This window comes from Variovorax sp. LG9.2, assembly GCF_035018885.1.
Taxonomy (GTDB): Bacteria; Pseudomonadota; Gammaproteobacteria; order Burkholderiales; family Burkholderiaceae_C; genus Variovorax.
Window position 1 is genome coordinate 296,126 of the sequence record NZ_JASJXB010000001.1, and the last position, 24,011, is coordinate 320,136.

The following is a 24,011-nucleotide window of genomic DNA, read 5'->3' on the forward strand; positions in this document are numbered from 1 at the left end:
TCAGGTCACCGCCGTGCGTTCGGCCACGCGGAGGATGGCGCTGCGCGAACGCTTGTTGCCAGCCACCTCGATCGCGGACGGCTTGATGCGATCGAGCACGTGCAATTTCATAGGCTGCGGCACGGCAAACGGAGCACGGCGGTCGTACACCTCGCGCGAGTGTTTAGCGATGAACTGCTTCACGATGCGATCTTCCAGCGAATGGAAACTGATCACAGCGAGGCGCCCCTGGGGTTGCAGCACGGTGAGGCTCGCCTCTAACGCCTGTTGCAGCTCTTCAAGCTCGGCGTTGATGAAAATCCGAAGAGCCTGAAATGTGCGCGTTGCAGGGTTCTGGCCCTGCTCGCGGGTTTTGACCGCGCCAGCCACGAGGTCGGCCAGCTCGGTGGTGGTTGAAATTGGGCCCCGTTCTTGTCGGCGAGCATCAATCGCCTTTGCAATCTGAACAGCAAACCGTTCTTCGCCATAGTCACGAATCACCTCTGCAATCTGCTGAGTGTCGGCCGTTGCCAGCCAGTCGGACACGCTCTCGCCGCGCGTGGTGTCCATGCGCATGTCGAGCGGACCGTCGAACCGAAATGAGAAACCGCGTGCCGGGTTGTCGATCTGCGGCGAACTCACGCCGAGGTCCAGCAGCAGGCCTGCGACACTGCCCGCAGGCAGCTCGCGCAGGTCTTTGAAACCCTGGTGACGGATAGAAAAACGCGCATCGGTGATGCGCGCTGCTTCGGCCACCGCTTCCGCATCTTTGTCGAATGCGATCAGCCTGCCTTCCGGCGCCAGCCGGGCCAGGATGGCCCGGGCATGTCCACCGCGCCCGAACGTCGCGTCGACGTAGGTGCCGCGCGCAAGCGATGTCGTGTCGGCAAAAAGCGCATCGGACGCTTCTTTCAACAGGACTGTGGTGTGGGTCCATGGCTGCTCCACTGCCGGCCTCAGAACGAAAAGTCCTGGAACACGTCGGGCATGTCGCCCTGCGTGGCCTCGGCTTCCTTGGCGTCGTACGTCGCCTTGTCCCACAGCTCGAAGTGGTTGCCCATGCCGAGCAACAGTGCATCGCGCGTGATGCCGGTGGCGGTGCGCAGTTCGGGCGACACCAGCACGCGGCCGGTGCCGTCCATTTCGACATCCATCGCGTTGCCGAGAAAGACGCGCTTCCACCACTGCGCCGACATCGGCAGCGCCGCGATGCGGTCACGAAATTTTTCCCACTCCGGGCGGGGAAACACCATGAGGCAACCGTGCGGGTGCTTGGTGATGGTGAGGTGGCCGGCCGCCGTCGCGCTCAGAACGTCACGATGCCGGGTCGGCACCGCGAGCCTCCCTTTGGCATCCAGACTGAGCGATGAAGCGCCTTGAAACACGAGAACGAAACCTTGGTTGTGAGACGTCTCCGACATCCAGTACGGATGTCAGGTGACACTTTTTCCCACTTATATGCACTTTTCGCCACTTTATCAGGAAGGAACACCCGCGCAAGAAGGCCCTTGCGGAGAATTTTGTAATGGAATCAACGACTTAGCTGTACTTTTGAACAGTCGAAGTAATGAAAATCGTTGCAAATGAAGCACTTAGCTCACGCACTGCATGTGATGCGTGAAGCGCCGTTGCGGCGCCCTACTTCAAAGAATGAACCGCGAAAGGTCTTCGTCGTGACTTAGTGCCGCAAGTCGGGTGTCGACGTAAGCGGCGTCGATGTGAATCGACTGGCCTTCGAGTTGGGTCGCGCCGAAGCTCACCTCGTCGAGCAGACGCTCCATCACCGTCGACAAGCGACGCGCGCCGATGTTCTCGGTGCGCTCGTTGACTTCGAAGGCGATGCTCGCCAACCGCTGGATGCCATCCGGCGTGAACTCGAGCGTGACGCCCTCGGTCGCCAGCAGCGCCTGGTATTGCTTGACCAGCGAGGCACGCGTCTGCGTCAGGATGCTTTCGAAATCGGCGATCGACAACGATTGCAGTTCGACGCGGATCGGAAAGCGCCCCTGCAACTCCGGAATCAGATCGCTCGGCTTGCTCAGATGGAAAGCGCCGCTCGCGATGAACAGGATGTGATCGGTGCGAATCACGCCGTACTTGGTGCTCACCGCAGTGCCTTCAACCAGCGGCAGCAGGTCGCGCTGCACGCCTTGGCGCGACACGTCGGTGCCCTGTGCTTCGCTGCGCGTGGCCACCTTGTCGATCTCGTCGATGAAGACGATGCCGTTCTGCTCGGCGTTGGTGATCGCCTGCGCCCGAATGTCGTCTTCGTTGACCAGCTTGGCGGCCTCTTCGTCGATCAGCAGGCGCATCGCTTCCGCGATCTTCAGCTTGCGCGTCTTGCGTTTGGTCTGGCCCATCTGGCCGAACATGCCCTTGAGCTGCTCGGTCATTTCTTCCATGCCGGCCGGGCCCATGATTTCGAGCGGCGCGCGGGTTTCGGCCAAGTCCAGTTCGATGTCCTTGTCGTCGAGCGCGTGCTCGCGCAGCTTCTTGCGAAAGGCCTGGCGCGTGGTGTTGGCGGTATCGGGCACCGCGCCTTCGGCGGTGCGCGCGGGCGGCAACAGCACGTCCAGAATGCGGTCTTCGGCTGCGTCTTCGGCGCGCGTGCGCACCTTCGCGCTTTCGCTCTCGCGGGTCTGCTTCACGGCAATTTCAGCCAGGTCGCGAATGATCGAATCGACGTCTTTGCCTACATAGCCGACCTCGGTGAACTTGGTGGCTTCGACCTTGATGAACGGCGCGTCGGCAAGGCGTGCGAGCCGGCGCGCGATCTCGGTTTTACCGACGCCTGTCGGGCCGATCATCAGGATGTTCTTGGGCGTAATTTCAGAGCGCAGCGAGCCCTCGACCTGCTGCCGGCGCCAGCGATTGCGCAGCGCGATGGCGACGGCACGCTTGGCTTGCGGCTGGCCGACGATGTGGTTGTCGAGTTCGGAAACGATTTCTTGGGGCGTCATGGACATGGCGTGCTTTTGTCTGTCTGTGCCCGGTTCAGAGCGTCTCGATCGTATGGTTCATGTTCGTGTAAATGCAGAGTTCGCCGGCGATCTCCAGCGATTTCTTGACGATCTGCTCTGCGGTGAGATCGGTGTTGTCGAGCAATGCCTTGGCGGCCGACTGGGCATAGGGGCCGCCGGAACCGATCGCGATCACGCCACTCTCGGGTTCGAGCACGTCGCCGTTGCCGGTGATGATGAGCGAGGTGGTGGCGTCGGCGACCGCCAGCATGGCTTCGAGCTTGCGCAGCACGCGGTCGGTACGCCAGTCCTTGGTGAGTTCGACCGCAGCGCGTGTCAGGTTGCCCTGGTGCTTTTCGAGCTTGGCCTCGAAGCGCTCGAAGAGCGTGAAAGCATCGGCCGTGGCGCCGGCGAACCCAGCAATCACCTTGCCGTGATAGAGCCGCCGCACCTTGCGCGCCGTGCCCTTGATGACGATATTGCCGAGCGTGACCTGCCCATCACCACCGATCGCGACCTGGTCGCCAACGGGGGTCTTGCGGCGCACGCTGACGATGGTGGTGCCGTGAAACTGTTCCATCGGAACAAGATAGGACGACGCAGGGATTTTTCAAGCCCTCTCACAGCGGGGTTATGTCCCGCCGGACTCTGACCGGGCTCAATGCCGATCAGCGCTGGCGTGGCGAAACCGCAGCGTGGTCAGCGATGCCGATGACGCCGAAAAACGCTGTGACGAGCCGGTGCGCATCGACGAACTGCACGCGCTGACCGCGCTCGTCGCGTGCGGTCACCCAGTTCAGAAGCGTACCCGCCGCGGCAAAGTCGATGCGAACCAGCGCCGCGCACGAAATCGTCGGCGCCACCGCGTCGGCCAGTTCGGCATCCAGCCGTTGCCAGACCGCCGCCGACTCACCCGTGAGTTCACCGATGAGCGAGGGCAGCTTCGGGCCGATGTCGACCGGCACTTCGTCGCTCATGCTGGCGAGCGTGAGCGACGGCGCCGCCGGCCTCTGTGGTTTTGGCGCTTCGGTGACCACCTCGATTGACGCGAATTCTCCCTTGGGGTCGGTCCATGGCGGTGGCGACACTTCGTAGGTGATGCAGTAATTGAGCGCGACCAGTTCGAAGTCGTCGGCCGCATGCATCACGCGCAGCGCTTCCATGCGCAACTGCCACCAGATGGCATCGACCGTGCGTTCGTTCGACGGCGTGGCCTGCTCCAGCACCGCGGTCAAGTGGCCCATGCCGACGAACTGAATCTGCACGGTGGAATCGGCCCAATGCGCTAGCAGCGCCTTCAACGGTGCAGCTGCTTCCTCGTCGATGTTGCGAAGGGCACGCCAGTCGAGCGTCCACTTCGGACCGCTCGCTGCGGCAAGTGCACGCGTCAGTTCGCCGAGCGAAGGGCGCGTCAGCACTGCCGGAGCGAACCAGTCGGCCACACCAAGCGGCCGATCGGCGTCGGCGGAATTCTGCGCAACGCTAGCAGCCACTTGCAGGTCACGCGCCAGCGAACGCAGCGAAACCCACTCCGGCCCCTGCCGCTTGAAGCGCTGCGCATAGCGCGTGTTGGCGGCAACGAACTTTTCGGAATCGCCGGTGGCGCGGTACAGGTCGAGCAGTGCGAGCCAGCTGTCGTTGTGCTCGGCATGCGCGCTATCGGGCGCCAAGGTCTGCAGCAGGATCGCTTCGGCACCGGCGTCATCGCTTTGTGCAAAACGAATGGCCGCTTCCTCGATGCCACTTTCATAAACCTGCCGCCCTGCGTGTAACGCGTCGTCGTCGCTCGACCTGCCCCTCGAAGCCGAATCACCCTGCGCGCTTTCGTGCGGCGCGACACCGGGAACTGTGTCGGCGTACGCACGCACATGTTCCCCAGCCATGTCGGCGGGCACTTCCGGACCGGAACCCGGAACGGGGAGCGCCGCTGCGCTGTCACCCGCGGGCCCGCGGCTTTTCCACCATTGCTGCGACATCTGCTCTTCGATCTCGTCGATCTTCTTGAGCGTGAGCGCGCGGCCCTCGGTCTTACCGGAGGTGCTGCTGACGTTGAACTGCGACGGCGTGCCGCCGTCGTCGCGTACGCCGGCGGCGTCGCGGCGACGCAGCTTGCGCAGCATGTCGAATTCGCGGCGACGCACGAAGTCGTTGCGCTGCCGCCGTTCGATCATCTCCTTCAGCATCTCGCGGCTGTAGCCGTTGTCAGGTGCAGCCGAATCCTGCGCGTCGAGTTCCGACCAATCCTTCAGCGGATTGCGGACGAACTTGGCCACCTTGGACAAAAGTCGACCGGGTTCTTCCTTGGCCATGAGTGCGCGCGGATTTTGTACGGGGAATCGGGAAGGGGAAGGAGTTTTGTCAGCCGGCTTAGTCGCCGAACATTTTCTGCTTGAGTTCGCGGCGCTGTTGCGCTTCGAGCGACAGCGTGGCGGTCGGGCGGGCCAGCAGCCGGCCGACACCGATCGGCTCGCCGGTTTCATCGCAGTAGCCGTAGTCGCCGGAGTCGATGCGCTGGATCGATTGTTCGATTTTCTTCAACAGCTTGCGTTCGCGGTCGCGGGTGCGCAGTTCGAGAGCGTGCTCTTCTTCGATGGTGGCGCGGTCGGCCGGATCGGGTACGACGACGGTGTCTTCGCGCAGATGCTCGGTGGTTTCACCCGCGTTTTCGAGAATGCCGCGTTTGAGTTCCTGCAGCTTCAGGCGAAAAAACGCCATCTGCTTGTCGTTCATGTACTCCGCGTCGGGCATCGCAATGACTTCGGCATCGACCAACTGTTCGGCCGTCTTGGTCTTCCAGTTGTTCAGCAACTTCGGGTCTTTCTTGACCGCGACCGGCGGCGGCGGCACCAGGGCCGTCGACACGATCTGCGAGAAGCTCGACTTGGCAGCCGTCGAGGCGATCGATTGCGGCATCGAAGGCACCGTGAGTTGCGACAACCGCGACACCCGGCCACCGCGCGCCGGCACGGGCGTGGCGGCGATGGTGGTGATCGGCATCACCGGGGTCGGCGTGGTGGGAAGGGAGGCAGCAGCCGTTTTTTTCATGGGAATCGAAGGAGAAGATGAGTCGGCGGGCCGGCCCACCGATTTGGAAGGAGAAGACGCCGCCGCGGTGGTGGTCGTGATCGTGGATTTCGCGGACTTGTCCGAGACAGCGTTTTTTTTGGCTGGCGCGGGAGCCGTTGCCGAAGCTTTTTTAGTCGCCGACGCCGCCGGCTTGGAGACCGCCGGCTTGGACGCGGCGGGCTTTGAAGCTGACTTGGCCTGAACGACAGGTTTCTTCACGGTGGCTGGCTCCTTGGACGAACTGGAACGCGCTTTCACGGGTGTCTCCTCCCATGTAGTCAGGATGCTCGCCCTTGGCGGCTCAGGGGTTATACCTCTGAAAACACGCCAAAAACTCGCTCTCTCCTGTGCCTGAAGCCATGCCTCAGCCCCAAAGGGCCAAAGCACGTCGCCGGAACAGGCGGGCGATTGTATATAGAGAAGCCGAAAGTCAATGCGCTGAAATCAAAGGTCCGCTCAAACGAGACACTGATCAAGGCCCTGTTCGAGAATTTCACGCGGAAGTTCGATGCCGATGAACACCATCCGGCTCTGGCGCACTTCGTCCGCGCCCCACTCAGGCCCCAGGTCGCTGCCCATCAACTGGTGCACGCCCTGGAAGATCACCTTGCGGTCCGTGCCTTTCATGCTCAGCACGCCTTTGTAGCGCAGCATGCGCGGCCCGTAGATATTGACGATGGCGCCCAGGAAGTCTTCCAGCTTCGCAGCATCGAAGGCGCGATCGGCCCGGTAGACGAAGCTTTTGACGTCATCGTCATGGTGGTGATGGTGGCCGTGACCTTCGTTGGCATGCGACGGGTGATCGCAGCTCTCCCCGTGTGCGTGGTCATGATCGTGGCCTGCGTGCGCGTCGTCTTCCTCTTTCAGGAAATCCGGGTCAATGTCGAGCTTGGCGTTCAAGTTGAAGCCGCGCAGGTCGAACACGCTAGCCAGTGGCACCTCGCCGAAGTGCACTTTCTGCTGCGGCGCCCGCGGGTTCATGTGCTTCAAGCGATGGATCAGCGCCTCGGTTTCTTCGGCCGAGACCAGTTCGCTCTTGCTGATGAAGATCTGGTCGGCAAAGCCCACCTGGCGGCGCGCTTCCTGCCGGTCGTTGAGCTGCTGCGGCGCATGCTTGGCATCGACCAACGTCAGGATCGAGTCGAGCAGATAACTCTCGGCGATCTCGTCGTCCATAAAGAAAGTCTGCGCCACCGGTCCCGGATCGGCCAGACCGGTCGTTTCGATCACCACGCGGTCGAAGTCGAGCAGCCCCTGGCGCTTCTTGGAGGCCAGCAGTTGCAAGGCTTCGCGCAGGTCTTCGCGGATGGTGCAGCAGACGCAGCCGTTGCTCATCTGGATGATCTGCTCTTTCGACTCGGTGACGAGGATGTCGCTGTCGATGTTCTCTTCACCGAATTCGTTCTCGATCACCGCGATCTTCTGGCCGTGCGCCTCGGTCAGGATGCGCTTGAGCAGGGTGGTTTTGCCGGAGCCGAGAAAGCCGGTGAGGATGGTGGCAGGGATAAGGGCCATGAATTGCTCCGGTCAAGGGAAAAGCGGGGGGCTGAAAACGGGAGAGGCGGAAGTTTAGCCAGCACGACAGCGTGGCGCCAAGGAAAGGACATCCACTGCATGCGTCGTGCCGACAGCGACTGCTATTTGCGTACGACGACCAGCCCCTTCAAGTACTCGCCTTCCGGAAACTCGATCGTCATCGGGTGATCCGGCGCCGCGCCCAGACGCTCGCTGATGTAGCCATCGACTGCGGCATCGATACCGGCCCCGGCGACGATCTTGTGGAACAGGTCGGCACCGATACCACCCGAGCAAGAAAACGTCAGCAGCACGCCGCCCGGAACCAGCAGTTTGAGCGCCAACCGGTTGATGTCCTTGTAGGCGCGTGCGGCGCGCTCGGCGTGCGCGATGGTGGGCGCGAATTTCGGCGGGTCGAGCACGATCGCATCGAAAGTCTGGCCCTCTTCGATGAAGCGGCGCAGCGTGGCGTTGACGTCGGCATCCAGAAAGCGGGTGTCTGCAGCTTCGAAACCGTTGAGCGCCACGTTGGCACGCGCCATTTCCAGGGCGGGCAACGACGAATCGATCGACGTCAGCTCGGCGCCTTCGAGCGCACCGGCAGCCTTCAACCCCGCCAGTGCTGCGATGGTGAAACCACCCGTGTAGCAAAAGCAATTGAGCACGCGTCGAAACTTGCGGTGCTGGGCAAGTTCGGCAAAGCGCTGGCGGCTGTCGCGCTGGTCGAGGTAGAAGCCCGTCTTGTGACCGGTCGCGATGTCGAGCGACAGCTTCCAGTCGTGCTCGCGGATCGTGCGGACCGTGTCCCCGGAACCGCCCCCCTCGTCCGCCCCGCGCAGCCAGCCCGTCACCGGCTTCAGCCCTTCGCGCTCCCGGCCATTGGCGTCGGAACGTTCGTAGAGCCGTGCGAGCCCGGTCGCCTTCAACAGCGCATCCGCCAGCACGTCTTTCCAGCGCTCGACGCCGGCCGACAGAAACTGCGCCACCAGCGTGTCGCCATAACGGTCGACGATCAGTCCCGGTAGCCCGTCGGCCTCGCCATGCACCAGCCGCATGCCGTCGCTGCGGATGTCGAACAGCGCGCGCGCATCGACCGCCTTCTTGCACAGCGACGCCAGAAAGCCAGCGTCGATGCGCTGCGTCTCGACGAAGCTCCAGGCCCGCGCGCGGATTTTCGATATCGGGCTGAAGGCGGCCCATGCCAGAAACTGGCCTTCATGCGATTCGACTCGCACTGTTTCGCCTGCATCGGCCGAACCGCGGGCGATCGCCGATTCAAAGATCCAGGGGTGCCGGCGTGCGAGAGAGCGCTCTTTACCGGGCTTGAGGCGAAGTATCTTCATACGCCGATTGTCGACGGCGTGGAAATCGCCTTTGAACGGAAGATTCGACGCCTTCGCTGCGACCTCAGCGGTCCAGCGGCCAGAGTCCGTCCAGCACGGAGCCCGCGCTGTTGACTGCCGCGCACACCTCGACAACCGAAATGCGCTTGTTGCTGGCCTGGCGACGGATTTGCTCGTAGGCCTGTATGTCGGTCAGCCCCTGGCGTTCGGCCAGCAGCTTTACCGCGCGCTCGATCTCGCGCCGCGAGCGCAACGCTTCTTCCAGCTTCGTCACCTTGAGCAGAAGCCGGTCCTGATAGCCCTTGCTCGCGCGGGCAAGAATCAGTGTGCTCAATACCCCGGTCGGGCGAAACGGCTTGTTGATGACTGCCTGTGCATTCAAGTCGAGGATGCCTTTCAGCACCGTCGGATTCTCGTAGTCGACCAGTGCAATCACCACGGCCTCGCAATCGACTCCGCTCCATAAGTGTTCGCTGCCGCGCTCGGCCGCGACAAATACAAAAACCACATCAATGGTGGCCGGCGGCGATGGCGGACATGGCCATAGCGACTTCACGTTGCAGCCGATCCGGCGCAGCTGGTCGACCAGCACGTTGCAATCGGCGCCAGGCGGATGGATCACGGCCACCGACGTGCCGCGCAACTCATCGAATAGACGCTTGATGCCGGAACTCATTCGTGCCCTGTCGTGCGGCGAATCAATCGCCCGCAATGTCGGCCAGACCGTACATCGTCATGTACGGGTCGGGCTTGATGACCGAGGCAGCCTCCCACGCAATGTCGAACTGGCCATCGGCACGGACCCGTCCGATGCGCGGACGCAGCCAGGCATGCTGATTGTCGGAATCGATGCGCAGCTCGCCCGACGGCCCCTCGAAACTCACCTGCATGGCCGCGGCGACAAGCTTCTGCGTGTCGAGCGTGCCGGTCACCTCGAGCGCGCGCGCGAACAGGTGCACCTGGCTGTAGGCGCCTTCGGTGTACTGGCTGATCGGCAAGTCCGCGCCAAAGCGCTCCCGAAACGCGGCGACGAAGCGGGCGTTGCCGGGCGTATCGAGCGAAGCGAAGTACTTGGCCGAAGTGAAGTGGCCCGTGCACAGCTCAGGGCCGACCGCCTTGATTTCGCCCTCGGCCATGGTGAGGCTGGCAATCGGCGTTTGCTGCGGGTCCATGCCGAGTTCACGGTAGAGCCGGTACAACTCCCGGCCAGGCCGTCCCACCAGCGTCGAAAAGACGACATCGGGCTTGGCCGCCTTGATCGATTCGACCAGCCGGCTCACAGCCCCGGTATCGACCTGATAGTCAAGGTAAACCTCGCCCGTGATCTCGCCGCCGTGCTGCTCAACCACGTCGCGCATGATGCGATTCGATTCGCGCGGATAAATGTAGTCGGAGCCGACCAGGTGCCAGCGCTTGCGTCCTTCGCGCAGCAAGAAGCTCGCCAACTGAAGGCTGTTCTGGTTGGGCGCCGCGCCGGTGTAGATCACATTCGGTGAGAACTCGAAGCCCTCGTACAACGAGCAGTACCAGAGCAAACCGTTGCGGCGCTCGATGGCCGGCAGCACCGCCTTGCGCCCTGCCGAGGTGTGGCAGCCGAAGATCACGCTGATGCCTTCGTCCTGCAGCAACTGATCCGCCAGACGGCGGTACTCCGTCGGATCGGAGCCGGGGTCGAGCGCCACCGGCTCGATCTGCCTGCCGAGCACCCCACCGGCACGATTGATCTCTTCGATGGCCAGCACCGTGCCGTAGAAGTGTTCGCTCTCGGAAATGGCCGTGACGCCCGACCGCGAGAACAGCACGCCGACACGCCAGGGATCGCCTGCCGGAGTGGTATCCGGCAACGTAGAGGCATCGCGGCGTGGATCCTGGCGCGGGTCGCTGCGAAAGTCGTCGGCTGGCGTCATGTCGTGGTGGGTGAGTGATCAGGGGTGCCAGTGGCAGCCATCGCAAGGGCTCGCTGCAAGGCCGCCGCGGCCCTCAACAACGGGCCATCCTCACCCGGCGCGCCGATCAGTTGAAGCCCCATCGGATGGCCGTTGACACCAACCGCACCCGGCACGCTCACGCATGGAGATCCGAGCAGGGTCCATGCCCGGTTGTACGTCGATGGCCCGGTGTTGGCGAACCCGACCGGTGCTTCGTCCGGCGCGCTGGGCGTGAGCAGGAAGTCGCAGGGCGCCAGCCAATCGGCAAAGCGCGCACGGGCAAGGTGTGCTGTGGCCTGCGCAGCGGCATAGGTCGAGTCGTCCACCCGGCGGGCTTCGTTCAAGTAGCTGCGCAACTGCAAGGACATGCCCTGCAGGTGGCTCGACGCCATGTCGAGGTCGCTGGCGAGCGAGCGCCAGGCTTCCCATCCCTGCACTGCCGCGTGTGCGCTGAAAAGTGCCTCGGCCATGGGCGGCAGCTCGACCGTGCGAATCGTCGCACCGGCACGGCGCCACGCCTCGATGCCTTGCGCCATCGCGGCCGCCGCGCCCGGCGACACGTCGCCCCACGGATACGCTGCGGGCACGCCGACGGTCCAGCGCCTTGGCGCCGGCAGCGCGGCAAGCGCAAGCGGCCGGCCGCTCAGCGCCTGCGCCAGCCAAGCCACGTCGCCCATATCGCGCGCGAACAGCCCGACGGTATCGAGCGACCATGAAAAGCATTTGAGCCCGGCAGTCGGCAACAGGCCAAAGCTCGGCTTGAAACCGACGATGCCGCAATACGAGGCCGGGCGGATCGTCGAGCCGCCGGTTTGCGTGCCGATGGCCCACGGCACCAGCCCCGCCGCGACGGCCGCCGCGGACCCGGCCGACGAGCCACCCGGCGTGCGGCCGGGCGCATTCGGATTGCGGGTGGCGGTCGGCTCGAGGTAGGCGAATTCGGTGGTGGTCGTCTTGCCGACGACGACACCGCCGGCGCTGCGAATGACACCGACGATGGCGGCGTCGCTACGCGGCGGCGCGAGACCGGCATACAACGGCGAGCCATAAGCCGTCGGCAGGTCGCGGGTGTCGAAGATGTCCTTGACCGCGACCGGCAGTCCGGCGAGTGGCCCCACAGCGTGCGTTGCCCCGTCGATCGCGAGTCTGGCTTCGGCGAGGCACGAGAAAGCGCCTATCGCGGGATCGTGTTGCGCGATGGCGCTGTACGTCTGCTCCATGGCATCGGCCGCTTTCCGCAAGCCCGCGGCCACTTGGGCCAGGGTGGCGAGCGCGGTGGTGGAAGTCCAGATCGTCGATGTCATCGTCGCACCGTATCAGACGCGCAGCTGCGCGCGAATGATTTCAGCAGCGCCAGGCGCACGCGTGTCGCCTTCGACCACGATCTCGCCGCGCTTGAGCACCGCGTACCGGTCGGCGACGGCGAGCGCGAAGCCCACGTTTTGCTCGACCAGCAGCATGGAGGTACCGTTGCGGTCGCGCTCTTGCCGCAGCGCCGCGCCCACCTTGTCGATGACCGAAGGTTGCAACCCTTCGGTGATCTCATCGACCAGCATCAACGACGGCCGCGCGACCAGCGCACGGGCCACCAGCAGCATCTTTTGTTCACCCCCCGACAGCGTGCCCGCGCGCTGCGCCATGCGGCCTTGCATGAAAGGAAAGATCTCGTAGATCGCCGGGAGTCGGTCGTTCAGCAACGCGTCGCGTGCGAGGCCGAGGCGCAGGTTGTCTTTGATGCTGAGATCGACGAAGAGGGCCTGCTCTTGCGACGTATATGACACGTCGAGGCGAGCGATGCGGTGCGCCGGCAGGGTGGTGATGTCGACGCCCGCCATCGAGATGCGGCCTTGGCGCTTGGGCAAAAAACCCATCGCCGATTTGAGCAGCGTCGTTTTCCCCATGCCGTTCTTGCCCAGCAAAGCGACGATGCTGCCAGCCGGCACCGAGAGGTCGAGGCCGCGCAGCACCATCAGTTCACCGTAGCCCGCGCTCACACCTTTCAGGGTCAGCGCGGCCTCGCTGGAGCGCAACTCAGTCATGGCCGGCGCTCCCCGAGTAGATCGTCTGAACGAGCTCGGAGTCGACCACCTCTTGCACCGTTCCGGACAGCGCCAGCCGCCCTTGGTGCAGCACCACGATGCGTGTCGATATCTCGCGCACGAAGTCCAGGTCGTGCTCGACCAGCAGCAGGCACAGGTTGAAGCGCACGCACAGGTCGGTGAAGACCGCGCCGATGCGGCTGCGCTCTTCCAGTGAAAGGCCCGCCGTGGGCTCGTCGAGCAGTACGACCTGCGGCTCCAGCGCAAGCACCATCGCGAGCTCCAGGGCCTGTTGTTCGCCGTGCGACAAGTGCCGCGCTTCGACGTGCAGTTTGCGGTCGAGCTCGGTCGCCTTCAGCACCGCCAGCGCGTGCGACGGCAAGGCCAGCGTCGTGCTCCGACGCCACAGCGACGGCTTGTCGACGCGCACGCGCGCCATGCGCAGGCATTCGGCCACGGTCAGCGTTTCGAAGACGTTGGCGGTCTGGAACTTGCGCCCGAGGCCGAAGCGCACGCAGGCGTGCGGTGGCGCGTGCGCGATATCGTGTCCATCGATTCGCACGGTGCCGGCGCTGCGCTCGGCACCGTCGCTCATGCAGCGCATCAGCGTGGTCTTGCCGGCGCCGTTGGGGCCGATCAGGCTCACCAGTTCGCCGCGGTGCGCGACGAAGTCGATGCCCGACAGCACCTTCAGGCTGCCGAAATGCTTCGACACGCCAGCCAGCTCGATCACCGGTGCCCCGCTGTCCATGACGGGCCGCACGGGCGACTCGGCCAGCATGGCGGTGCCTGCTGCCTGCGCCATATCCGCTGCAGCGGCGCCGCTTCGCCGGCCCAACCGGCGCAGCAGGCGCGCCAGAGGAGGCAGCAAGCCCTGCGGCAACAGCACGATCACCAGCACGAAAGCCACGCCGAGAAACAGCTTCCAGATAAAGGGCAGGCTGCCGCTCAGGTAGGCGCTGCCCCACTCGATCAGGAGAGCGCCGAACACCGGCCCGATCAAGGTGCCGCGCCCGCCGAGCGCGACCCAGATGATCACTTCGGTGCCGAACACGAAGCCGGCCAACTCCGGCGCGACCACGCCGCTGAAACTTGCATAGCCGAAACCTGCGAGGCCGGCGATGGCGGCGGTGGCGACCAGCAACACGATCTTCAGGCGAGCCGTGTCGATGCCCAGGTAAGAGCAGCGCGTTTCGTTGTCGCGAATCGCTGCCAGCAAGCGCCCGCCATCGCTTCGCACGAAGAGCCAGGCACCGGCAGTCAGGAGCACGAGCACACAGCCAGCGATGCGAAACCAGGCCTCCAGACTCAGGTCAGGCACGGTGTAGCCGGTGAGGCCGGAACTCGAGCCAGTGAAAGTGCCGCCAGAGAACAGCAATTGCGTCACCACGATGGGCAGCACCAGCGAAATGACCGAGGCATATAGCGCTGTGGAGCCGTGATAGAACGACAGCCAGCCCGTGATCAGCGCGAGGACGGCAGCAGCCGACACCGCAAGACCCAGCGCCACCCACACCATGCCGGGGCTGAAGCCGAGGTGCGTGAACACCAGCCCGGCCGCGTACGCGCCAGCCCCAAAAAAAGCCGACTGTCCGAAAGTCAGGAAGCCGGTGTAGCCCCACAGCACATCGACCGTCAACGCCAACATCGCAAAGAAGATCGCTCGAATCAGGATATTGAGCGTGTAGGTGTCTAGCAGCGACGGCGCGACCAGCGCCACGCCAGCGCATGCGGCAGCCACAGCGACCACCCGACGCATCGAACGCACCGATCGAACGTCTGCCAACGGCGCAACCGCAACGGCAACCGAGCCCAGTACGGGGTCAGTCACGGGAAAATCCTTTCGGCCGGATACGCAGCGTGACGGCTGCGAGCACAGCGATCGCCAAGCCGCCCAGAACCGGACTCACATAGGTCGAGAGCAGCACCTGCGCCGCGCCGAAGACCAGCGTGGCGACCAGCAAGCTACCCATCGACACGCCCGACACCATGACCAGCATGAAGGCGTTGACCAGCCACGGCACGCCCATGTTGGGATCGACGCTCGACAGCGGCGTGATCAGCGCACCGGCGAGGCTCCCTATGCCAGCGCCCGCCGCAAAGGTGCAAAAGCGCACCATGCCGGCATGAATACCGAGACCGCGCGCCAGCTGCTCGTTCATGATCACCGCACGCGTGACAAGGCCGATGCGGGTCCGCGTCAGGATCAGCGCGAGGGCTGTGCCGAGCACGGCGGCGGCGGCGACCAGCAGCAAGCGGTACGCCGAGTACTCGCCGCCAGACCAGGCGAAGGTGCCGTTGACCGGGCTCGGCACCAGTTGCACCTCGCGCCCGAACACCAGGGTAATGACCTGCCCGATGACGATCGCCAGGCCCCAGGTCGCGAGGATGGCGTCGAGCGGCCGTGCGTAGAGCGGCCTCACGACGACGCGCTCGATGAACATGCCGACCAGCGCGCCCACCAGCAGCGCGAACGCGAGGCCGAGCAGCGGCGACAGGCCGATGCGTGAGGCCACCAAGCTGGCATAGGCACCGACCGTGAGGAAGGCGCCATGCGCGAAGTTGATGATCTTCATGACGCCGAAGATCAGCAACAGCCCGGCAGAGACGATGTACAAAATCGCCGCCGTCGTGACGATGTCCAGCAACAAGTCCATTGGCGATCTACGTCATTTGAAGCGAAGTTGCAGCCGTCGTTTTATTTGAGATTGGGGCACTGCGTGCCGACCGCGACATCCTTGAAGCTGTCGATCACCTTCACACCGCCATCGGCCTGCACTTGCGCAAGATACATCGTGAGCGGCGCGTGGTGCTGCTGGTTCATCGTGATGCGGCCGCGCGGGCCTTCGACTGCCACTTCACCCAACGCCTTCAGGACCTTGTCGGCGTCGGTGCTCTTCGCCTTTTCGACCGCCGCCTTGTAGGCGTAGACAGCTTCGTATTCGGGCACCGAAAGATCGTTGGGCGTCTTCAGGTCGGCACCGAATTTCTTGGTCAGCGCGTCGAGGAATTTCTTGTTGGCGGGGCTGTCGATGCCGGTCACGTAGGACGCCGAGATGTAGATGCCTGCGGCATCGGCGCCCATGCTCTTTGCCGTGCCTTCGTCGACCGCCAGGTTGCCGTACGGAATGTTGATGCCGGCCGCGCGCAGCTGCTTTGTGAGCGTCACGTTGGGGGCGCCGCCCGCGGTCGAGGTGATCAACGCGTCGGGCTTGGCCGCGCGGATCTTGCTGATGACGGCGGTCCAGTCGCTGCCGTCCATCGGCAGGTATTCCTCGCCGACGATCTTGGCGCCCTTGCCTTCGGCGTACTTCTTGGTGAACTCGAGCATGCCGCGACCGAAGGAGTAGTCGCTGCCGACCAGGAAGATCGTCTTGGCGTTCTTGGTCTTCATGAAGTAGTCGACCACCGGCGGCACCTGCTGCTCCGGCACCCATGCGTTGACGAACATCCACGGGCTGCACGAGCGGCCTTCATAGAACGATGTGTAGATGTAGGGCACCTTGCCGCGTGCCACGATGGGCAGGCCGGCATTGCGCGCGGCGCTGGTTTCCATCGAGATCAGCACGTCGACTTTCTTCTGGAACACGAGCGAATCGAAAGCCTTCTGCGCACCGACCGCGCCCGACGCATCGTCGGCCACTTCGAGTGCGAGCTTGCGGCCCAGCACGCCGCCCGCAGCGTTGATCTCTTCGATGGCCAGCTCTGCCGATTGCACCACCGAAGGCGCGACCACGCTGTTGGCGCCGGACAGGCCGACCGGCACGCCGATGCGGATCGGCGCATCGCCTTGCGCGGCGGCCAGCAACGGAAAGGCGACCAGCGTCAAAGCGGCGGTGAGGATGCGGATTTTCGGTTTGAACATGAGAAGACTCCTGCGGGTTGAATGAATGGATGAACGGAAAAGGGAACGAAGAATCCGAGGGCGCTCAGTACCAGCCGGGCGCCTGCCCACTGCCAAGCATTTCGCTGTAAACGTCGGTGCGTCGGTCGCGCAGAACCTGGTTGAAAGCGTTCCAGTTGCGCGAGCGCCGGGCCTCACCCAGGTCGACATCGGCGATGACGATTTCTTCCACCACGCGGCTCGCGGGGCCGGCCACCGGCCAGCCCGTGCAACCGACGACCAGGCTCTGTCCTTCGAACAGCTGGCCGCGCTCGGTGCCAACACGGTCAGCACAGGCGATGAACATCGAGTTGCTGTGTGCCGCCGCCATCGTGAGGATCGTGGCCATCGCTTCGCGCCCCGGCGCCTGGCCGGGAATCGGCACCCAGTTGGTCGGCACGCAGACGATGTCGGCGCCCTTCAATGCCTGGATGCGAAAGGTCTCGGGGAACCAGATGTCGTAGCAGATCGCCACGCCGATTCGCCCGTGCGGCGTGTTGAAAACCGGAAAGCCCAGGTTTCCCGGTTCGAAGAAAAGGTTCTCGGCGTTCCAGAGGTGCACTTTGCGGAAAGTGCCGATGTAGCCGTCAGGGCCGATCACCACTGCCGCGTTGTAGAGCGCGTTGCCGTCGCGCTCGGCGATGCCCGCGACCAGGGTGACGCCGAGCCGTTGGGCAACGGCGATCCACGTCGCGCAGCTCGGTCCGCCGGGCACCGCTTCAGCCAGTGAGAAGGCCTCTTCACGTGTCTCGAAAACATAGCCTGAATTGCACAGCTCCGGCAGCACCATCAGTCGCGCACCCTCTGCGGCGGCAGCTTCGATCAGGCGCACGCTGGCGTCGAGGTTGCGCTGCTTCTCGCCGACGAGCGGCTCGAACTGAAGGCATGCCACGCGGGTCTGTTGCGCGGTCGAAGGCGAGAGGGCCATTTCGAAAATCCAAAAAAAAGCCCCCTGCTGCGCGTAAGCGCCAAGCAGAGGGCAGTGTTGCCGGTGATGAGTGCGGCGATGCTGCCGCGGCTGGCATTGTTGCCAGCGAAGGACCGACTCTAATGAGCGTCAGCGCGCATTGTCAAGAAGGCTCGACGGTTATTTTTTTGAGCCGCTTTCCGGCGTCGGGCGCGCCCTGGCACGCGGATGAAATTCGTCGTAGGTCTTCGCCAGATGCTGAAAGTCCAGCCGCGTATAGACCTGCGTCGTCGTGATGTTGGCGTGGCCCAGCAGCTCTTGCACCGCACGCAAATCGCTGCTCGACTGCAGCACGTGGCTGGCGAACGAATGGCGCAGCATGTGCGGATGCACGGGCGCTGCAAGGCCGGCTTTGAGGCTGCGCGCGCGCAACTGCTTCCACACCGCATGAGGGGACAGTCGCGTGCCCTTGGCGCCGAGGAACAAGGCCGCGCCATCGGCCGGATCACGCTGCGCGGCGACATCGAGCGCGGCGCAATCGGCACGTACGGCCAACCACGCGAGTAGCGCTTCGCCGGCCTTCGAGCCGACCGGCACGCTGCGCCGTTTGCCGCCCTTGCCGAGCACGCTGGCTTCCATGGCATCGAGGTCGACCCAGCCGCGCGCGGTCGCGCTGGCGTAAACATCGAGCCCCGTCAGTTCGCTCACGCGCAGGCCGCAGCCATAGAGCAACTCGACGACGGCGCGGTCGCGCGCTTCGGTCCACGGGTCGGCTTCGGTGTCGTGCAGGTCGGCCAGCCGCACCGCGTCGTCGACGGCCAACGCCTTGGGCAGCGGCCGCGCCGCCTTGGGCGCCTTCACGTCCTGCACCGGATTGCCCGCAACCAGCCCTTCGTTGCCGAGCCAGCGAAAGAAGCTGCGCCAGCAAGAAAGAATGAGCGCAATGCCACGCGGCGCATGGCCGGCACTGTGCAACTGCGCCATCCAGCGGCGAACGTGGGCCGTTTGGACCTTGTCGAACGCCAGCCGGGCTTCGGCCGCCTTCTCCGACAACGTCGTCAGATGAATGGCATACAGCTCGACCGTGCGCGCCGCCAGCCGGCGCTCCACGCGCACATGCTCCAGGTATCTTTCGACCAGGGCGAGATCAGCGGAGATAGCCATGAGCCGCGTTGTTGATGATGGCCAGCGGCTCGCGCAACGCACCCTTGAACGCCATGCCCCAGCGCAACCAGCAACGCGTCGGCGCGGCGGCGTACTGGACGTCGAAAAGCCGATCGAATCCCCCGGCATGCGCGAGACGCTGCGCGCGCCACAGGTGATAGGGCTCCGTCACGACGATCACGCTCTTGACGCCTGCGGCCTGTAACACCGCAGTCGACAACGCCAGGTTTTCACGCGTCGATTGGGAAGCCGGTTCGAGCAGCATCGGCCCGGCATAGCCCGACTGGACAGCATGGGCACGCATGACCTCGGCTTCGATGCGGCCGTCTTCGCTGTCGACGCCGCCCGAGAACACCAGGCGCTGCACACGGCCCGCTGAAGCCAGCGCCAGAGCGGCGTCGACACGGCCGGTCAGGCACGGGTTGGGTTTGCCGCGCAAGTACGCTCGGTTGCCCAGCACAAGCGCCGCGTCGGCGGTGCGTTCAGGCGGGTGGGCCAACCGATCGAGCGCATCGCGCCAGACCGTGATGCCGATGGCGACGCAGACGAACACCAGCGCCGCCATCAACAGGGCCGCAATGCCTGCCACGGGCGCGACCCAAGGTGCGGTCCGCGTTGCGCGTCGCAGCCAGCCGATCAAGGCCGCAGTCGCGACAGCGCGCCCGACGCCAGCTCGGCGATGCGCTCCAGAAACTCCGTGCCCATGTCTGAATTGAAGCGATGCGCATCGGGCGACGAGAGGATCAACATGCCGAAGGCTGGCGACTCGGGCTCGGCCCGCAGCGGGATCATTGCGATCGACACGGCGGCACGCGGCTCGGCCAGCCATTGGGTCGCCTCGAAGCCGGAATTGAGGCCGCAATACGGCTCGGTCAGTGACGTGGCGAGCGCCTTCACGTCATCGCTCACCCATTGCGCGTAAGGCTCGTTGAGGTAGCTGGTTTCGCAGTCCCACACCTTGATGGCCGCCTGTGGCACCAGAAAGAGCGACTGCAACTCGTCGACGATGCGATAAGGCACGCCACGCGGGTCGCGGGTGGTCAGGAGCCCCGCGGTCCAGCGCTGAAGCCGGTCGGACGCGACCACGTTTTCGGTGCCGTGCCGGATCATGTCCATGACGCGGTGCTCCAGCGCCTTGATTTTTTCGCGCAGCATTTCAGCCTGGCGTTCCTGCAGGCTGACTGCCCGGTTGCCGTGCGGGCTGGTGAGCTGTACCTGGCCCAGCAACTGCGCATGCCGCTCGAAAAAGTCGGGCGTGTTGACCAGGTAGTTGGCGATGTCGTCCTCGGTGATCGGGTTCATGGCGGCGTTGTCGTGGATGTTGTGGGGCATGTCGGATCAGTCGATCAGGTCAGAAAAGTTCAGGAGCCATCAGGCGAAGTCGGGAACTTCGATGTCGCCTTCGAAGACGGTGGTTGCGGGGCCGGTCATCAGCACGGGCCGACCTTCGCCGGCCCATTCGATCGTGAGCACGCCGCCGTGAGTCTGCACGTCGACCTGCGCATCGAGCAGGCCGAGACGGATGCCTGCAACCACAGCCGCGCAGGCGCCCGTGCCGCAGGCCAGCGTCTCGCCGGCACCGCGCTCGAACACGCGCAGCGCAATGTTGGCGCGATCCACCACCTGCATGAAGCCGGCGTTGACGCGTTGCGGAAAGCGCGGGTGGTGCTCGATGAGCGGGCCTTGCACAGCGACCGGCGTGGCTTCGACATCGTCCACCACCTGCACCGCATGCGGGTTGCCCATCGACAACACTGCGACGGAAACGATCGCGCTGTCGGCGTGGGTGCCGAGCGCCAGACGCCATCGCTCCCAGCCACCTTCGACCACCGGTGTGAGGCCGGCCGTATCGAAAGGCACGCGCGGCAGCTCGAAGATCGGTGCGCCCATGTCGACCGTCACGCGGCCGTCGGCATTCATGCGTGGCTCGATGACGCCAGAGAGCGTTTGCACCCGCACTGCAGCTTTGGTCGTCAGCCCGTGTTCGCGCACGTAGCGCATGAAGCAACGCGCGCCGTTGCCGCATTGCTCGACCTCTCCGCCATCGGCGTTGTGGATCACGTACTGAAAGTCGATGCCCGCACCGGGCGACGGCCGCACGGTCAGGATCTGGTCCGCGCCAACGCCGAAGTGACGGTCGGCCAGGAAGCGGTACTGGGCCCTCTTCAGCGCCAAGGCGCCTCGCGTCTCGTCGATCACGACGAAGTCGTTGCCGGCGCCCTGCATCTTGGTGAAACGGATTCGCATCTGCGGATTATCGGCGGCGGGCCGGCACCCCAAAGCGATTGGCGTGAAAGCCTTATGACAGCCGAAAGCGCCATCGTCCTACCGTTACGGCCGGCATCAATCGCGATTTCGCAAATCCTTCTGGGGCCAGCATCCGTATAAAGGTTTCCACGGCGGCGCTTTGACGCTGCATCTTTCATTCTCAAACCATTTCTGGAGCTTCTCTCATGACGAAAACACTTTCCATTCTTCTCGCGGGTCTGTTTGCCGCAGGTGCTTATGCACAACCCACCCCGCCCGGCGTGCCAGTGCCACCCAATACGCCCGGCTACGCCACCGACAAATCGACGCAGGCGGGCGAGATGCGCAAAGACCGGCGACCAGCCGGCATGTTGAAGGCGCCCGGCGGTGACGAGCCCAAGGCCCCTGAAGGCGGCGCCATCGGGACCGACAAAGCGGCGGTTGCCGGCGAGGCCCGCGCCGAAACCCGTGACCAGCGCCGGCCCGGCAAGCGCCCGAGCACGCAAGGCGGCACGCCCAAGTAATAAACCGCCGCAGATAATGCGGCGATGGTTCGTTCAACCCAACAACTCCATCCTCCGCGTGAGTCGGCGCCGTTGCGCGCAGCCGCGACGGTGCTCCTGCTGCGCGACACACTCGACGGTCTTGAAGTCCTGATGACTCGGCGGTCGTCGAGCGCCAGTTTCGCGCCCGGGGCCTACGTGTTTCCGGGCGGTCGAATCGACGAGGCCGACACATCGGCACGACGCATCGCGACACGACGCCGCACCCAAAGCCGTTTGCAGTTGACACAGGCGATCGCGGCCATCCGCGAAAGCTTCGAAGAACTGGGCGTGCTGCTTGCGCACCACGCCGATGGCAGCCCGGTCGCGGCTGCCGAGATCGACGACATGGATCGCAGCACCGCATCGACGACGGTCGCCTTCGCCGAGCAATGCGCCGCACGCGGTTTGCTGCTGTCCACCGACAAGGTTTTCACTTTCGCCCACTGGATTACCGACCGCGATTTGCCGAAGCGATTCGACGTGCCGTTCCTGATCGCGCGCATGCCCGAAGGCCAGACGCCGGTCGCGGACGAAACCGAGCAGTTCGAGCCTTGCTGGGTGCGACCTGCCGATGCGCTGGAGCGCCACAAGTCCGGCAGCTTCTTCATGATCTTCCCGACGGTACGGACGCTCGAGCGGCTCGCCGCCTACGGCAACGTCGATGCAGTGCTCGGTACCTGCGCCAATCGCTCGGAAGGGGAAGGCCCGCTCTGGACCAGTTGCCCGCGCGCCGGCCTGCTGGACGGCGCCGACGCGCGCTACATGGAGACCGATTCGCCGTACGGCGAGCTCGCGATGGTGTGCCCCGACGGCCAGATCCTGCACACGCTCGACTGGCAAAACGAAGTTCCCGTGCCGCTGCTGAAAAACCTGCAACGGCTCACCGCACCCAATCCGAGCGCCATGACCGGCCCGGGCACCAACAGCTATATCGTGGGCGACGCGACGACCGGCTACATCGTGATCGATCCGGGCCCGAACGACTTCGATCACATCGGCCGGCTCTGGCGCGCGACGCAGGGCGACATCCGCATGATCGTTTGCACCCATTCACACGCCGACCATTCGCCGGGCGCTGCGCCGCTGCAGGCGCTGTGCAAGACGCGGCCGCCGATCCTCGGGCTGCCCTCTGCGACAACTTCACGTCCGACCGCGCGGTTCACACCGGATCGCGCGCTGCACGACAACGAGCGCCTCACGCTGGCGGCGCCAGCGCAAACCGACACGCCCGCTCATAGGCACACGCTGCGCGTCATCCACACGCCCGGCCATGCCGCCAACCACCTGTGCTTGCTGCTCGAAGAAGACGCCCTGCTCTTCTCGGGCGATCACATCCTGAACGGTAGTACGACAGTCGTCGATCCGCCGGACGGCGACATGACGGCTTATCTGAACTCGCTCGACACGCTCGACATCGCCTGCGCCAACGACGGCGTCGGGTTCATCCTGCCCGCGCACGGCTACGTGATCGGCAGTCCGCGCGAGGCCATCGCGATGTTGAAGGCGCACCGCCTGCGGCGCGAGGCCAAGGTGGCCGCCGCCATGCGCCACCTGCCAGAGGGCAGCGTTGAAGACTGGGTGCCGATTGCCTACGACGATGTGCCGGAGCGCATGTGGCCGGTGGCGGCTCGCTCGCTGGCAGCGCATGTCGAACGGCTGCAGCGACTGGCGGCGCAATGAGCGCCCTGGACGACAAACGCAACAGCCGCGAGAGCCGCAGCGGCTCTGTAGACGAAGGCGTCCGCTTGGCCAAGCGCGTGGCCGCCGCCGCAGGCTGCTCGCGACGCGAAGCTGAACTGCTGATCGAAAGCGGCGCAGTGCGGGTCGACGGCGAGCCCGCGCTGGTCCCGCAATCGCGCGTACGCGAAGGCCAGCGCGTCGACATCGAACCCGGTGCGCGACCGCAGCCGGTGATGGCGGTGACCCTGCTGCTGCACAAGCCGGCCGGTACCGAAACCGATGCGGCGCATCGCCTGCTGTTCGCGGCCAACCACCACGAGCCGGAGCGCGCCGGCCTGCGCTTTCTGCCGCACCACGTGAAAGCCCAGCGCGTGATGACGCCGCTCGAAACCGGCGCCAGCGGGCTGATTGTGTTCACGCAGGAGTTCCGCATCGAACGCAAGCTGCAGGAAGACGCCGGCGTGATGGAACACGAGGTCATCGTCGACGTCGAAGGTCCGGTGGGTCCCGAAATATTGGATCGCCTGGAGCGCACGCCGGCACGCGTCAGCATTGGCCAGCAGGGTGAGGGCCACACCGGTTTGCGCTTTGCGCTGAAGGGTGCGCGACCAGGGCAGATCGCTCACATCTGCGATGGCGTGGGCCTACGCATCCTGTCGATGAAGCGCATCCGCATCGGCCGTGTGCCGCTGGCCGGGCTGCTGCCAGGCCAATGGCGCTACCTGCTGCCGAGCGAGCGGTTCTGAACACGGCTC

23 protein-coding genes are annotated in these 24,011 nt (G+C 64.7%); 3 read left to right on the forward strand and 20 right to left on the reverse strand.

Features of this window, described 5'->3' with window-relative positions:
- The 20 genes from rsmH to dapF form a co-directional block, all read right to left on the reverse strand.
- The gene (gene rsmH, locus QN413_RS01310) at positions 1 to 927 is read right to left on the reverse strand and encodes a 16S rRNA (cytosine(1402)-N(4))-methyltransferase RsmH (protein ID WP_323494870.1); all 927 of its coding nucleotides are present in this window, start codon (positions 925 to 927) and stop codon (positions 1 to 3) included.
- An 8-nt stretch (positions 928 to 935) separates the two neighbouring features.
- A complete protein-coding gene (gene mraZ, locus QN413_RS01315; protein ID WP_187054345.1) occupies positions 936 to 1,364 on the reverse strand; it encodes a division/cell wall cluster transcriptional repressor MraZ in 429 nt (142 codons plus the stop codon).
- A 258-nt stretch (positions 1,365 to 1,622) separates the two neighbouring features.
- Complete coding sequence (gene hslU, locus QN413_RS01320) at positions 1,623 to 2,945, reverse strand: ATP-dependent protease ATPase subunit HslU (RefSeq protein WP_323494872.1); 1,323 nt, start codon at positions 2,943 to 2,945, stop codon at positions 1,623 to 1,625.
- Between the two features lie 28 nt (positions 2,946 to 2,973).
- Entirely contained in the window at positions 2,974 to 3,519 is a 546-nt protein-coding gene (gene hslV / locus QN413_RS01325; protein ID WP_323494873.1) for an ATP-dependent protease subunit HslV, read from the reverse strand.
- A gap of 88 nt (positions 3,520 to 3,607) precedes the next feature.
- On the reverse strand, positions 3,608 to 5,248 hold the full coding sequence (locus tag QN413_RS01330; RefSeq protein WP_323494874.1) for an STAS domain-containing protein: 1,641 nt from the start codon (positions 5,246 to 5,248) through the stop codon (positions 3,608 to 3,610).
- Positions 5,249 to 5,306: 58 nt separating this feature from the next.
- Positions 5,307 to 6,317 (reverse strand): RNA polymerase-binding protein DksA, encoded by a 1,011-nt coding sequence (dksA, locus tag QN413_RS27300; RefSeq protein WP_416352115.1) that lies wholly within the window; start codon positions 6,315 to 6,317, stop codon positions 5,307 to 5,309.
- Between the two features lie 144 nt (positions 6,318 to 6,461).
- Complete coding sequence (locus QN413_RS01345) at positions 6,462 to 7,520, reverse strand: CobW family GTP-binding protein (protein WP_187054340.1); 1,059 nt, start codon at positions 7,518 to 7,520, stop codon at positions 6,462 to 6,464.
- 122 nt (positions 7,521 to 7,642) lie between these two features.
- Positions 7,643 to 8,863, reverse strand: coding sequence for a class I SAM-dependent rRNA methyltransferase (locus QN413_RS01350; RefSeq protein ID WP_323494876.1), 1,221 nt, complete (start codon positions 8,861 to 8,863; stop codon positions 7,643 to 7,645).
- Positions 8,864 to 8,927: 64 nt separating this feature from the next.
- The gene (locus QN413_RS01355; protein WP_323494877.1) at positions 8,928 to 9,506 is read right to left on the reverse strand and encodes an ANTAR domain-containing response regulator; all 579 of its coding nucleotides are present in this window, start codon (positions 9,504 to 9,506) and stop codon (positions 8,928 to 8,930) included.
- Positions 9,507 to 9,561: 55 nt separating this feature from the next.
- On the reverse strand, positions 9,562 to 10,770 hold the full coding sequence (locus QN413_RS01360) for a transporter substrate-binding domain-containing protein (RefSeq protein WP_323494878.1): 1,209 nt from the start codon (positions 10,768 to 10,770) through the stop codon (positions 9,562 to 9,564).
- On the reverse strand, positions 10,767 to 12,095 hold the full coding sequence (locus QN413_RS01365; protein WP_323494879.1) for an amidase: 1,329 nt from the start codon (positions 12,093 to 12,095) through the stop codon (positions 10,767 to 10,769). Before QN413_RS01365 ends, QN413_RS01360 begins: the two co-directional genes overlap by 4 nt.
- Positions 12,096 to 12,107: 12 nt before the next feature.
- Entirely contained in the window at positions 12,108 to 12,830 is a 723-nt protein-coding gene (locus QN413_RS01370) for an ABC transporter ATP-binding protein (RefSeq protein WP_323494880.1), read from the reverse strand.
- Positions 12,823 to 14,589 carry an ABC transporter permease subunit gene (locus tag QN413_RS01375; protein WP_323495014.1) on the reverse strand — a complete coding sequence of 589 codons (1,767 nt, stop codon included), beginning with the start codon at positions 14,587 to 14,589 and terminating at the stop codon, positions 12,823 to 12,825. Before QN413_RS01375 ends, QN413_RS01370 begins: the two co-directional genes overlap by 8 nt.
- Positions 14,590 to 14,653: 64 nt before the next feature.
- A complete protein-coding gene (locus tag QN413_RS01380) occupies positions 14,654 to 15,487 on the reverse strand; it encodes a branched-chain amino acid ABC transporter permease (protein ID WP_187054334.1) in 834 nt (277 codons plus the stop codon).
- Between the two features lie 41 nt (positions 15,488 to 15,528).
- Positions 15,529 to 16,695 (reverse strand): substrate-binding protein, encoded by a 1,167-nt coding sequence (locus QN413_RS01385; protein ID WP_323494881.1) that lies wholly within the window; start codon positions 16,693 to 16,695, stop codon positions 15,529 to 15,531.
- 64 nt (positions 16,696 to 16,759) lie between these two features.
- On the reverse strand, positions 16,760 to 17,641 hold the full coding sequence (locus QN413_RS01390; RefSeq protein ID WP_323494882.1) for a nitrilase family protein: 882 nt from the start codon (positions 17,639 to 17,641) through the stop codon (positions 16,760 to 16,762).
- Positions 17,642 to 17,800: 159 nt separating this feature from the next.
- Positions 17,801 to 18,784, reverse strand: coding sequence for a tyrosine recombinase XerC (locus QN413_RS01395; protein ID WP_323494883.1), 984 nt, complete (start codon positions 18,782 to 18,784; stop codon positions 17,801 to 17,803).
- A complete protein-coding gene (locus QN413_RS01400) occupies positions 18,768 to 19,373 on the reverse strand; it encodes a YdcF family protein (RefSeq protein WP_323494884.1) in 606 nt (201 codons plus the stop codon). Before QN413_RS01400 ends, QN413_RS01395 begins: the two co-directional genes overlap by 17 nt.
- A gap of 47 nt (positions 19,374 to 19,420) precedes the next feature.
- On the reverse strand, positions 19,421 to 20,116 hold the full coding sequence (locus tag QN413_RS01405; protein WP_187054330.1) for a DUF484 family protein: 696 nt from the start codon (positions 20,114 to 20,116) through the stop codon (positions 19,421 to 19,423).
- Between the two features lie 39 nt (positions 20,117 to 20,155).
- Positions 20,156 to 21,031 (reverse strand): diaminopimelate epimerase, encoded by an 876-nt coding sequence (gene dapF / locus QN413_RS01410; protein ID WP_323494885.1) that lies wholly within the window; start codon positions 21,029 to 21,031, stop codon positions 20,156 to 20,158.
- Positions 21,032 to 21,237: 206 nt separating this feature from the next.
- Between dapF and QN413_RS01415 the strand changes: the two genes are divergently transcribed.
- The 3 genes from QN413_RS01415 to QN413_RS01425 are packed head-to-tail and all read left to right on the forward strand — an operon-like array spanning position 21,238 to position 24,002.
- Positions 21,238 to 21,555: a cell envelope biogenesis protein TolA gene (locus tag QN413_RS01415; RefSeq protein WP_323494886.1), complete on the forward strand. Its 318-nt coding sequence runs from the start codon at positions 21,238 to 21,240 to the stop codon at positions 21,553 to 21,555.
- Positions 21,556 to 21,579: 24 nt separating this feature from the next.
- On the forward strand, positions 21,580 to 23,256 hold the full coding sequence (locus tag QN413_RS01420; RefSeq protein ID WP_323494887.1) for an MBL fold metallo-hydrolase: 1,677 nt from the start codon (positions 21,580 to 21,582) through the stop codon (positions 23,254 to 23,256).
- Positions 23,253 to 24,002: an RNA pseudouridine synthase gene (locus tag QN413_RS01425; RefSeq protein WP_323494888.1), complete on the forward strand. Its 750-nt coding sequence runs from the start codon at positions 23,253 to 23,255 to the stop codon at positions 24,000 to 24,002. The genes QN413_RS01420 and QN413_RS01425 overlap by 4 nt, the downstream gene beginning before the upstream one ends.
- The last annotated feature ends 9 nt before the right edge of the window (positions 24,003 to 24,011 follow it).

Coding starts and splice junctions, on each gene's coding strand:
- QN413_RS01395 (WP_323494883.1), bottom strand. CDS start 18,784: ATGGCTATCTCCGCTGATCTCGCCCTGGTCGAAAGATACCTGGAGCAT.
- QN413_RS01380 (WP_187054334.1), bottom strand. CDS start 15,487: ATGGACTTGTTGCTGGACATCGTCACGACGGCGGCGATTTTGTACATC.
- QN413_RS01420 (WP_323494887.1), top strand. CDS start 21,580: ATGGTTCGTTCAACCCAACAACTCCATCCTCCGCGTGAGTCGGCGCCG.
- QN413_RS01385 (WP_323494881.1), bottom strand. CDS start 16,695: ATGTTCAAACCGAAAATCCGCATCCTCACCGCCGCTTTGACGCTGGTC.
- QN413_RS01345 (WP_187054340.1), bottom strand. CDS start 7,520: ATGGCCCTTATCCCTGCCACCATCCTCACCGGCTTTCTCGGCTCCGGC.
- QN413_RS01350 (WP_323494876.1), bottom strand. CDS start 8,863: ATGAAGATACTTCGCCTCAAGCCCGGTAAAGAGCGCTCTCTCGCACGC.
- QN413_RS01425 (WP_323494888.1), top strand. CDS start 23,253: ATGAGCGCCCTGGACGACAAACGCAACAGCCGCGAGAGCCGCAGCGGC.
- QN413_RS01360 (WP_323494878.1), bottom strand. CDS start 10,770: ATGACGCCAGCCGACGACTTTCGCAGCGACCCGCGCCAGGATCCACGC.
- QN413_RS01375 (WP_323495014.1), bottom strand. CDS start 14,589: ATGCGTCGGGTGGTCGCTGTGGCTGCCGCATGCGCTGGCGTGGCGCTG.
- QN413_RS01365 (WP_323494879.1), bottom strand. CDS start 12,095: ATGACATCGACGATCTGGACTTCCACCACCGCGCTCGCCACCCTGGCC.
- hslU (WP_323494872.1), bottom strand. CDS start 2,945: ATGTCCATGACGCCCCAAGAAATCGTTTCCGAACTCGACAACCACATC.
- QN413_RS01330 (WP_323494874.1), bottom strand. CDS start 5,248: ATGGCCAAGGAAGAACCCGGTCGACTTTTGTCCAAGGTGGCCAAGTTC.
- QN413_RS01415 (WP_323494886.1), top strand. CDS start 21,238: ATGACGAAAACACTTTCCATTCTTCTCGCGGGTCTGTTTGCCGCAGGT.
- dapF (WP_323494885.1), bottom strand. CDS start 21,031: ATGCGAATCCGTTTCACCAAGATGCAGGGCGCCGGCAACGACTTCGTC.
- QN413_RS01370 (WP_323494880.1), bottom strand. CDS start 12,830: ATGACTGAGTTGCGCTCCAGCGAGGCCGCGCTGACCCTGAAAGGTGTG.
- QN413_RS01405 (WP_187054330.1), bottom strand. CDS start 20,116: ATGCCCCACAACATCCACGACAACGCCGCCATGAACCCGATCACCGAG.
- hslV (WP_323494873.1), bottom strand. CDS start 3,519: ATGGAACAGTTTCACGGCACCACCATCGTCAGCGTGCGCCGCAAGACC.
- QN413_RS01390 (WP_323494882.1), bottom strand. CDS start 17,641: ATGGCCCTCTCGCCTTCGACCGCGCAACAGACCCGCGTGGCATGCCTT.